At 36.1% G+C, this 11286-nt stretch carries 8 protein-coding genes, 1 CRISPR repeat array and 1 riboswitch; of the genes, 6 read left to right on the forward strand and 2 right to left on the reverse strand.

Features of this window, described 5'->3' with window-relative positions:
• The first annotated feature begins 36 nt into the window (after positions 1–36).
• Entirely contained in the window at positions 37–342 is a 306-nt protein-coding gene (gene cas2, locus B7P33_RS06850) for a CRISPR-associated endonuclease Cas2 (protein ID WP_097441256.1), read from the forward strand.
• A gap of 109 nt (positions 343–451) precedes the next feature.
• Positions 452–1631: a CRISPR direct-repeat array (repeat unit 46 nt; unit sequence CCTGTGAATCATCCATAAAATTATAGAACTGAAAGCAATTCACAAC).
• 610 nt (positions 1632–2241) lie between these two features.
• Here cas2 and B7P33_RS06855 read toward each other — a convergent pair.
• Entirely contained in the window at positions 2242–3465 is a 1224-nt protein-coding gene (locus B7P33_RS06855; RefSeq protein ID WP_097441220.1) for a site-specific integrase, read from the reverse strand.
• A 413-nt stretch (positions 3466–3878) separates the two neighbouring features.
• Between B7P33_RS06855 and B7P33_RS06860 the strand changes: the two genes are divergently transcribed.
• The 5 genes from B7P33_RS06860 to B7P33_RS06880 all read left to right on the forward strand — a co-directional run bounded on the left by B7P33_RS06860 (position 3879) and on the right by B7P33_RS06880 (position 10575).
• Positions 3879–5102, forward strand: coding sequence for a site-specific integrase (locus tag B7P33_RS06860; protein WP_097441221.1), 1224 nt, complete (start codon positions 3879–3881; stop codon positions 5100–5102).
• A 345-nt stretch (positions 5103–5447) separates the two neighbouring features.
• Positions 5448–6578, forward strand: a complete 1131-nt coding sequence (locus B7P33_RS06865; protein ID WP_097441222.1) for a helix-turn-helix domain-containing protein — start codon at positions 5448–5450, stop codon at positions 6576–6578.
• Between the two features lie 90 nt (positions 6579–6668).
• The gene (locus B7P33_RS06870) at positions 6669–7844 is read left to right on the forward strand and encodes a serine hydrolase domain-containing protein (protein ID WP_097441223.1); all 1176 of its coding nucleotides are present in this window, start codon (positions 6669–6671) and stop codon (positions 7842–7844) included.
• A gap of 619 nt (positions 7845–8463) precedes the next feature.
• A riboswitch (cobalamin riboswitch) is annotated at positions 8464–8659 on the forward strand.
• Positions 8660–8855: 196 nt separating this feature from the next.
• Positions 8856–10187 (forward strand): hypothetical protein, encoded by a 1332-nt coding sequence (locus B7P33_RS06875; protein WP_097441224.1) that lies wholly within the window; start codon positions 8856–8858, stop codon positions 10185–10187.
• A 4-nt stretch (positions 10188–10191) separates the two neighbouring features.
• Positions 10192–10575, forward strand: a complete 384-nt coding sequence (locus tag B7P33_RS06880; protein ID WP_172435875.1) for a peptidase associated/transthyretin-like domain-containing protein — start codon at positions 10192–10194, stop codon at positions 10573–10575.
• Positions 10576–11086: 511 nt separating this feature from the next.
• Here the strand turns inward: B7P33_RS06880 and B7P33_RS19350 are convergent.
• Positions 11087–11286 (reverse strand): hypothetical protein (locus B7P33_RS19350; protein ID WP_172435876.1); only part of this gene is annotated, 200 nt, incomplete at its 5' end.

The following is an 11286-nucleotide window of genomic DNA, read 5'->3' on the forward strand; positions in this document are numbered from 1 at the left end:
AAAACCATGTTTTCCCGTTTAAACCAGTACCGGACCATGTGGGTACTTGTATTTTTTGACCTGCCGACCGACACCAAAACCCACCGTAAAGCGGCCGCCCGTTTTAGAAAAGACCTTTTGGACGATGGCTTTGCCATGTTCCAATTCTCCATCTATATGCGGCATTGCCCGAGTAAGGAGAATGCCTTGGTTCACATAAAGCGGACCAAACGAGCGCTACCCAAACATGGTAAGGTTGGCATTATGCAGATCACCGACAAGCAATTTGGTATGATCGAGCTGTTCATAGGTCAAAAGGAGACCCTGCCCGAAACCCCAAGCCAACAATTGGAATTGTTTTAGGATTGGAAAAACACTGGTGGCCATCAGAAAACCTTTTACGGACGCGCTTTATTTTTTAATCCTACGGAGACGCATAAAAAACAGGATACCAGGTTTTTATGGCAGGTATCCTGTGAATCATCCATAAAATTATAGAACTGAAAGCAATTCACAACTCCTGCTTCCGTCGTAGTTCGTTGCGTGACCTGTGAATCATCCATAAAATTATAGAACTGAAAGCAATTCACAACTGTTTTTCGGTCTCGACCATAAATGGTACCCCTGTGAATCATCCATAAAATTATAGAACTGAAAGCAATTCACAACTAGCCAATTCAAAGTCTAAAGTGTACGAGTCCTGTGAATCATCCATAAAATTATAGAACTGAAAGCAATTCACAACTAGATGGACTTCACTAAGAAACAACGACACCTGTGAATCATCCATAAAATTATAGAACTGAAAGCAATTCACAACTATCCTTGGCCCACATGGACAAACTAATGCCTGTGAATCATCCATAAAATTATAGAACTGAAAGCAATTCACAACGTAGTCTCTTTTTTGCTGAAATTACGCGCTCCTGTGAATCATCCATAAAATTATAGAACTGAAAGCAATTCACAACTTGCCGGGATGGCACTTGAAAAAATAATGCCCTGTGAATCATCCATAAAATTATAGAACTGAAAGCAATTCACAACAGTATGCGGTAGACACGGTTGGTTCACAACCTGTGAATCATCCATAAAATTATAGAACTGAAAGCAATTCACAACCAAGGGAGGTTGCCGAATGATACAATTGACCTGTGAATCATCCATAAAATTATAGAACTGAAAGCAATTCACAACGGTTCAGCCGCTTGGAATACATTTAACGACCTGTGAATCATCCATAAAATTATAGAACTGAAAGCAATTCACAACTACTGTTTAAAATTGCCTGCTGCAGAATGGCCTGTGAATCATCCATAAAATTATAGAACTGAAAGCAATTCACAACATCGAACCGAAACGGGCATAGGTCGGGTCACCTGTGAATCATCCATAAAATTATAGAACTGAAAGCTATTCACAACGAAAGGTACTATGAAGAAAACCCACCACCTCCTGTGAATCATCCATAAAATTATAGAACTGAAAGCAATTCACAACTCAAATACTCTTTGTCCGCCATCTGGTGGACCTGTGAATCATCCATAAAACTATAGAACTGAAAGCAATTCACAACGGTAAAACGCTCTTTTTTTAGCGGCACTTGCCTGTGAATCATCCATAAAATTATAGAACTGAAAGCAATTCATCAATTATTTTCAATTAAGCGATTCGTCTCGCTATAAATTTTCATCGAAAAGAAAATCAACTAATTGATTATCTGCAAGTACATCCTCGAAAGCCAAATAAATAGACCTTCCCTTCCAAAACATGTCATACATTCGTTAACACACCCGAAAAGAATGTATAATAAAAACTGGTATCCTAAAATCTAGTAAAACATTGCCTTACATACTGGATAATGAAATACTTCTATAAGGCCAATTGAAGAAAGACTTCAAAATTACCTTTCGATGGTCTAACTATGTTGGTAACCTTTCTAAAATAAATATCTGAATTTCATACTTTCCTATTTTTAGGAAGGGCATAGCTGCCTACGTGTATCTCATAATGGTTGTATAACATATTAATGCAATGAACAGCGAAGATGAACAAAGTCCAAGCTATACTATTCTAGAAAACATAGAGTTTAAAATGACATGCATGACAGTATTGGCATAGGCTCAACATTACCTTAATTCTTCATCAAACATTGGCGATAAAATATAGTCCAAAAAATAATCAATAAATGATTGAATACAATTACAGTTACATTTTCCATTTGACTCTTTTTTATGAATGAACCAACCCTTAATGCCATATCTAAATTGACTCGTACCTAGAAATAACCTGTTCCATATCCTTAAACAACTTTTTGTCGAGTACCTTAGCATATATTTGAGTAGTTCTAATAGATTGGTGTCCTAGCATCTTACTCACAGATTCTATGGGGACTCCGTTGGCTAAAGTCACTGTTGTAGCAAATGTGTGACGAGATAAATGGAAAGTAACCCGTTTGTTTATCTGACAGAGGGTTGAAATTTCCTTTAAATATTTATTTAGCTTTTGATTACTATATACAGGAAGTAAGCAGACGTTTTCATGTTTAGATGTGTATCCACTGTATTTTTCCAATATCCGTTCTGCTAGAGGTAAGAGCGGTATGGTACTTTTGACTTTGGTTTTAGTTCTTAAAATCGTTATCCATTTTTTACCATTCAAACCAAATACAATATTACACAATGTCAATTTTTTTACATCTATATAGGAAAGACCTGTAAAACAGCAAAAAACAAAAATGTCCCTTGTCCGGTTTAAACGTTCTAGCTTAAACTCAGTTTTAATTAGTACTTGTAATTCTCTTTCGGTAAGCACTTCACGTTCCGTTTTAACCCATTTTGCTTTCCAATGAAAAAAAGGGTCAGTACTTATCCAATTGTTGGCAAAGGCAACCCGAACTATTTTTTTAAAATTGGTAACATACTTTGTAATGGTATTATGTCCTCCAGCGCCATTTTTTCTAAGAAAAATATCGAATCGGTTAATGAATGCTAAATCCACATCTTGTACAAAATAATCGATTTTACCAAACTCTTTTTGAATGAATCTTGATAAATGGTTTCGAGTTCGAATATGACGCCTATATGTACCATAGGTAAAATCTTTTCCTAACAACTCCCGAACATTAGAATTGTGCTCATCATAAATATTCAATACCGTTTTTGAATCAGCACCTTTATTGACAAGACAGCTTTTTATAGTAGAAGCTGTGTAGGGTTGTCCTTTGATCACGAAATCACCCTGAAATTGACGTACTCTGACCTTTAGTTCGTCTATATAATCATTGATTTCTTTAGATACTAGTCCTTTTTCTTTTATTTTTCCAGAAATTGGACACCAAGTTTTTGGATTTACTTTTCTTTTCAGACTTAGTTCAGCTCTTTTTCCATCTACGGTAATTCTTAGAAAAAGAGTAGCTTTTCCATTTTTATCCAAATCGCTAATCCTTGGGTAGAACAGTAAAGAAAATGAATTGTTTGCTTTCATTATGGCTTTTTAAGGGTTATAATTTATTTAAACGCCTCATTTTAACAGCTGTATTACAGCTATTTAACATTGCCAGGCAAACACTTTTGTGGACATGAAATCACTCACCGATTTACTCACCAAAGTGGTTGATTTTAAATGGTATTATATGAAATCACATAAAACAAAAAAGCCTGAAAACAATTCATTTTCAGGCTTTTAAAGGAATGTTGAAATTTCTCAGTGGTCCCACTTGGGCTCGAACCAAGGACCCCCTGATTATGAGCAGATTCAATAATCAAAAAAACAAAACAAAACAAGACACAATAAATTGAATATCAATTGTTTAGTGAATTTTGATTTTAAATGAATTGATATGAAATCAAAGAAATGTTTGCAAATTGTTTGCAAATTTTTTCTCTAACTTAGGGAATATGAACACACTGATAACCCTAATGTTAGACAAAAGAAGGATGAAAAAAGATGGGAAATATCCCATTATTTTTCGACTTACCCATAATAGAAAAACCACCTCTATGTCCACCGGATTTTCTATTCTTGAAATATACTGGGAGGAGCGAAGAAGTGAAGTAAAATCCAGTTATAAAGAAGTAGAATCCGTAAGGTTACTTAATCATTTACTGCTGAAAGAAAAAGCAAGGGTGAGTAATATCATAAACAAACTCTATGAAAAAGGGGAGCTGCAATACCTATCCCTTCAACAAGTCAAACAGTTTATTACCCGAAGGAAAAATTACGACTCGTTTTTAGAATACGGTAAATATCTGGTGGGTGAGTTAAAAGCAGTAAATCGATTTGGCACAGCTCGTTCTTATGATGGTACGGTAAAAATTCTTAAAACCTTTGTAAAAGGTAAAGACCTGAAATTTAATGAGGTTAACTATGATTTTCTACTAAAGTTTGAGAAGTTCCATTTAAGAAAAGAAGGAAATAACCTCAATGGTTTGGCTGCATACATGCGTACCATTAGAGCCATATTCAACAAGGGCATCAAAGAGGGATTTATTGAAAAAGAGGCCTATCCATTTTATAACTACAAAATCAAAACCACCCCTACTAAAAAGAGAGCTTTAGATATTACTTTTCTTAAGCGGATTATGGAATTGGATATCACTGCAGAACATAAGTTGTTCCATACTCGAAACTACTTTTTGATTTCTTATATGCTCTATGGTATTCCATTTATGGATATGGCATATTTAAAACTAGAAAACATAAAAAATGGCCGCATTGTATATCAGAGAAAGAAAACCTCAAAAAGTTATGATATAAAAATCTCTGAACAGTTGTATCAAATCCTATTGTTCTATCTTAAAGGGAAGTCCAAACGAGATTACATCTTCCCTATCATTCTAAGGGAAACCCCAGTCCAAAAGTATGAGGATGTCATTAGGTTAAGGAAGAAATATAACTATGAGCTTAAAGATTTGGCTGTTTTATGCGGCATAGACCAATCTTTAACATCATATGTATCACGACATAGTTTTGCAACCAATGCCATGTTAAACGACATACCCATACAAGCCATTTCTGCCATGCTAGGGCATTCAAAACTCAATACCACACAAATCTACTTAAAAACCCTACCAAATGAGATTTTGGATAAATACAATGAAAGGTTAAGCCTTTCCTTGTAATACTTTAAACTTGGCAGACTCAACCACCTTTGTTATTTCTCACAGTTAATTATTTACCTGTCCTAATATTTAAAACAACGCACACCCATTTGCACACTAAAACAATTAAAAAAATGAAGATATGAATTAAGCCCTCTTAATCTCATAAATTTCAGAGCAATGTTCTTTTACTAGATATGGAGATGGAATTCGAAATTCTCTTTAAAATGGCATGTATGACCCCTCAAGAGCCAGTTTATTACCGTACCATCAATAAAACAACTAACTTCTTTGCGTAAAATTCCGAAAAGTCTGTTTCAATAACGTATCAGTGATTAAATTCGAATCAGGATAAAGAATAGGAACATGGACTTCACAATTTTAGAGATAGCAGCGATATTTATACTATTTATATCTCTTTTGTTGGCCACGTTTTTGCTTACTGTCAAAACTTCTAACAAAAAAGCGAATACACTTTTAGGTGTCTATTTTATAGTTTTTGCAATTCACATTAGTGTTTTCTTTTATTCAAAATTTGTAACCTTACCCCCAGTCTTAGAAATGCTCCGTGACCATATAGCGTTCTTTACGAGCCCACTATTGTTTTTATATGTTGTTTCCTCGATATACTCAGATTTCAAACTAAAACCTATACATCTTCTACACTTTGCACCATTTCTAATACAAGTATTAATCTTTTCTCCAAGGTTTTATTTTTCAGATTCCAGTACTAAAAACTATTTGCTGAAAAATTTAAATGATACCCCCGAAGGACAATTATCAATAGTGTTTGGTTTGTCTATTTCTCTTTTTTATTTGGCAGGTACATTATTGGAATTACGAAAGTACCGAAAGGTATTGCTGGAAAATTTTTCAAACAAATCCAATTTTAACTATAAATGGCTTTTTCAACTATTTATCTTACTGAGCACTATATTTAGTTTTTCATTTTTTAAACAGGTTTACAAATTATTCGGAACGGATGTTGAAATTCTAAATGCTTCAAGATTAATACTTAGTCTGGTTTTAATCGGTTTTCTGACTTGGATAGTTTTGAAAGGAATGTATAATCCACAATTGTTTAGAAATATCAATTCAAATCATTTGATAATAAGCAATTCTTCTTCCAAAAAAATAGTGGATGTATACATACAAGAAAATCTGCAAAAATTACTGGCATTCATGCAAGATGAAGAACCTTTTCTGGACTCCTCATTAACACTACAGAAATTGGCTAAAAAATTAGAAATGCCTAAGCGTGATATTTCAGAATTGATTAACCTTAATATGAATCAACACTTTTTCGATTTTGTCAATCAATATAGAATTCACAAAGCACAGAAGATATTGGCCAATTCAAAAGAAGATAATTTGACGATTCAACAAATTATGTATGACGTAGGATTCAATTCTAAATCTTCCTTCTACACAACCTTTAAAAAGAAAACGGGTATGACACCTTCTGAATACAGAAAAAGAAAACGTCAAAGTTTATAGACAGTTCAAAAAAAGGTTCGACTTTGTGTATTCAAACCTTTCTTTTCAATTACATGTTTTCATTTGTCATGGAATTAAATCTATTTCAATATGAAAGCTTTATCAACACTACTCTCCCTATTTTTAATCAGTTCAATTTGTTATTCTCAAAAGAAAAACGAAAATAAAGTAATAGTTAACAGTCGCAATTCTGTCGAAATTTATAGTAATGTTTTAAGCGCAGAGATTAAACAAATCATAGATAAAAACGCCGAAAAAGCATTAAAAGATCCTTTAATTAATTCGTTATCCATTGGACTATATGTAAATAATGTATCATATAATTTTAATTATGGGGAATTAACAAAAGGAAAAGGAGATACACCAACACCTAACACCATATATGAAATCGCCTCGATAACAAAAACCTTCGTAGGCACCTTAGCAGCAAAAGCCGTTTTAGAAGGAAAACTAAATTTAGAGGATGACATAAGAAAATACCTGCCTGGACTATATCCAAATTTAGAACACAACGGAAACCCGATAAGAATAAAGCACTTGTTAACGCACACTAGTGGGATGCCAAGTGGAATTTTGGGAGCGAATGAAACTTTAATAAATCTCGACGAGATTAAGTTTAACGAAGCATATACAAGTCTTGAAAACAAGCAAACCAAAACTAAGTTTCTATATGAATTGTCAAAACTTAAAATCACCGATAAGCCGGGTGCAAATTTTAATTATTCAAACTCGGGTACAAATTTGATGGGTTATATTTTGGAATTGGTTTATATGAAACCCTTTCAAGAATTAATACTAGATGAAATTGTTTCAAAAGCAAAAATGAATGAGACCTATTTTCATGTACCCATCGAAAAAGAAAATAACCTTGCAAATGGATACCTGCTAAACAAACCTATGCCAAAATCAAACCTTGCAATTACCCTTTGGGGTGCCGAGGGTGCTTTAAAAACCACAACAGCCGATATGCTGAAATATATCCATTATCAGTTCAAAAACAGTAAAATAATCAAGGAATCGCACAAAAAAATATTTGAAATTGACACTGATTATTGGATAGGATACTACTGGTGGATAATAAGCAACCAAAATCATGATTTGCACTATAGACATGATGGTGGAATTTCCAGAGCAAAAAGCGTACTTGCGATCTTCCCTGAAAAGAAGATAGGAATTTCAATTATCACCAATCAATCTTCTAAAACAATAAATGAAAAACTTAGCCAATTGACATATAATATTTATAATGAACTTAAAACCAATTAAATAGTTTTTAGACTTCATTTTTAGAATAGAAAACCTTGAAGAGGAATAGACTTTTGCATGTCCTTTTCGAAAACCAACTAAGCCTAGACAAGATTACTTATCCATACCGTATAAATTTGTCTTTCTTTTTTGGTTGATTTTTCCACATTGTAACAATATTTTTGAGTGTTTAAGGGGTGTTTCAGGGGTATTGTTACAATTTCTGGTTTTGGGCCCAAAGCCTTCAACCTCTGGAATCCCCCATATTCAGGGGCTTGGGTGAGAAAAATGGAAACGTAACGGTGCGCCAGCACGTTACCCTCTTGCTATTCCTTTTTTTCCACACATGTTCAAAGTCCCATACGACCCACTATTGTAAAACCACTTACAGACGATTCAACCAAAACGCATAAACAACTCTTGCGCCAAAAGTGATTATTCCAATATCAACTTTACTGTGGAATTGCCCCCAAAACCCCTGGCAAAGTCATCCAAAAAAAATGTTGGAACGGTCATAAGATCTTAAGGTGCCGTCGTAGTGTTTCATTTACAAAAACTTAGCTCTATAATGACCATTTTTTATTACGGATTTTGGTTTTAGAGCATGGTAATTAAGGCCCGATGTCCTACCTTTATAGTTATAAATACATGCGGGAAAGGTAGTGCCTTAAAAGCACTTTAATAGGGAATCTGGTGTAAGTCCGGAACTGTCGCGCAACTGTAAGTAATGTCAAGGAATACGTCACTGTTTTCCACTGTTCGTTCCAATATCGAATGGGAAGGAAGACGTATCCCATATTACAAGTCAGGAGACCTGCCTTTTTTGTCTGACCGAGCTTTCGCGGAATAAAGCAATGGTTTAGTATGCATATGGAAAAACCCATTTGGAAAACCAAGTGGTCGTTTTCATATGTATATGTTATCCCCTCGCTTTCGATTCCCCAATTGTTCTTCAAGATATCCCTCATGTTCATTGACCTTATTACGGTATATGGAGATGCATTTAATTCTTAACCAATAAACAATTGTCAAATGAGAAGATTTAAAACGGGGGTGACGGCCCTTTTACTTGCCTTGAACTTTTTAAGTTGTGAAGATCCAATGGAATTGAAAGGTCCGGAATCCGTACCTGCCGAAAAAGATTTAGGTAATCAGATTAGTTTCGAAACGGTGGACAGGGAGGAAGCCATTGGGTCCATCGTTTCGTTCAAGAACCGAACCGATTCCAAAGATGCCCCGAGGTTTGATGTTGATACATCTACGATTCGCTATAGGGAGCTTGACTTTTTGGATGTAGAATTAGTCGAAATGGACGGATATGATAATAAGACCGACAATGAGGTCATAGTACATCAGATCGTAATCAACGGGGAACATAAACTTGTGGTAAACCAGATCGTTTCCAAAATCGGTTCGAAGGACCAAATGTCCCAAGAAAGGGTCTTAGTAACCGATTTAAAAGGAAACCCTTTAAGAACATGGGTCGATACGGATTCCGGTCAAACATCCAGGACAAACACCTTTTCAGATCCATGCCCCCCAAGCATATGCGGGATCAATCTTGAAGAAGTTGTGGTCACGGCACCTTCAGTACCAGGTCAATGTTATGTATGCATACAGCCAAATACATTCCAACCCTGGATGATCCACGCCCAAAACATCAGTCTGTTCTATCAATTAAGGGCCAGGTTGCAGTATGCACAAAAATTCGACGACGACATAAAGGACGGGGGCCTAAAACCGTGTATGAAAAACGTATTGGATAAACTGAAAGATTTAAAGGCCGGCCCGGGCATCATTTTGTCAAGGTTCGACAAAGACGTAAACTCATTGTTCAAATGGAAGGTAAAGGATGGCGGCCTACCGGCAAATGTAAATGGCCGGACCTCTTCTGTCCTATCGGGAGGGTATGCAACGACCACTTTCGATTCGAAAAAATTCGCCAACGCTACGGACCTGTCGGTGGCACGGACGATCTTACATGAATCTGTCCATGCTTTTTTGGTCATAGAGTTCCGAAATAGTCCACAGGCGTTTTCAAAAAGCTATCCAGAGCTAATTAAAGAATACAATAGGACCAAAAAGAATTTCAACGATCTACAACATGAGGAATTCACGCGTAAACACGTTGGCCTGATCGGCGGTGCTTTGGAAGCTTTTGGAAAATTGAAAGGCTACAACGTCCCCAGACAATATTACGATGATTTGGCGTGGGGCGGTCTTACAGGTACCAAAGCTTTTAAAAAGAAAAGCCCTTCCGAGAAGAACCGTATTTTGGATGTAATCCAATCGGAATTTGCCAGTAAGGATAGAAATGGCAATTATAAAAAACCAAAAGGAAAAAAATCAGGTTGTAAAAAATAAACAAATGAAAAATACATTCTTAGTTATAATATGTTCGATACTGTTCATTGGTTGTCAAGGGAATGCCCAACAATCCAATTATAGGTTAACAAAAGATGGAACGTCTTCCGCATCCCTTGGGAAGCAAAAAATATCAGGGACTTTTTTCATGAAAGGATCGGAAAAAACCATTCCAATCGGCTATGTCACAATCAAAGGGGATGATGCGAGATATGTGGTTGATGAAAACGGAAACTTTGAACTTGATCTAATTCCTGGAAAATATGTGCTTTTCGCCCATTCTTTGGGTTCAAAGGATATAAGAACAAGAAAAATCAGGGTCGGTTTGGATGAATCCCTGACGATCCATTTTTTCTTCGAAGAAAAGAAAGAGTATCTAGATAATTGATTTTTATACCCTAAGATCAATTATAATACAAACCACTATGGATCCCAACATCCCTAGTGGTTTGTTCATTAAGCCCCATTCCCAACATTAAACAACCGATACAGAGCACCGATCGGACCATTCCAAAAACGATCCGATAATAACGGCCACACTTGGATTAATTATGATTTGGGACTTAAGGGGGCTATCCCGTATTTCTTCCACATTGTCCCCACAATAAAAGAAGTGGGTTCGGTCAAGGCTTTTAGCGACCTATCGATTTCGGTTATGGGCAACCATTCACCGTTTCCATTTAGATCACCCTGATACTCCGACAATAAGATCGCTAAAACCCTGCATGGCCTTGACGGGTTCCACAGAGGGGTTAGAAATCCTTTCCTAAGGGGTGGGCGGAACGAGTGTACAGGGAGTTGAGCGAATGCAGCCCCCCTCTTCGGATTAGGGTTTCTTATCCCTTGCCCCGTTTTTCGTTGTCCCGGAAAACGATCAGGGCTTCTTTTATTATGGCCCCTTAAGTCACCATTGTAATACCATCGTCCGAGAGCAACAGTTTTTCAATCGCATCGTAACTGGTCAATTGGTCATCGGGGAGTATGTCGTTTATAAGTTCAAGTATGGCCACCACGGCCGTTTCATTGGATAAATAGGGCAATCGAGGTGACATTGAATTGCCTTCCTGTTCCAATGCCGCAATGCTTACCCGCAGTAGAC

The organism is Sediminicola luteus, assembly GCF_002514735.1.
In the GTDB taxonomy this organism is placed as follows: domain Bacteria; phylum Bacteroidota; class Bacteroidia; order Flavobacteriales; family Flavobacteriaceae; genus HQA918.

Bases quoted from the DNA above. Each gene is read 5' to 3' on its own strand.
- cas2 (WP_097441256.1), top strand. From the start codon at position 37: ATGTGGGTACTTGTATTTTTTGACCTGCCGACCGACACCAAAACCCAC.
- B7P33_RS06855 (WP_097441220.1), bottom strand. From the start codon at position 3,465: ATGAAAGCAAACAATTCATTTTCTTTACTGTTCTACCCAAGGATTAGC.
- B7P33_RS06860 (WP_097441221.1), top strand. From the start codon at position 3,879: ATGAACACACTGATAACCCTAATGTTAGACAAAAGAAGGATGAAAAAA.
- B7P33_RS06865 (WP_097441222.1), top strand. From the start codon at position 5,448: ATGGACTTCACAATTTTAGAGATAGCAGCGATATTTATACTATTTATA.
- B7P33_RS06870 (WP_097441223.1), top strand. From the start codon at position 6,669: ATGAAAGCTTTATCAACACTACTCTCCCTATTTTTAATCAGTTCAATT.
- B7P33_RS06875 (WP_097441224.1), top strand. From the start codon at position 8,856: ATGAGAAGATTTAAAACGGGGGTGACGGCCCTTTTACTTGCCTTGAAC.
- B7P33_RS06880 (WP_172435875.1), top strand. From the start codon at position 10,192: ATGAAAAATACATTCTTAGTTATAATATGTTCGATACTGTTCATTGGT.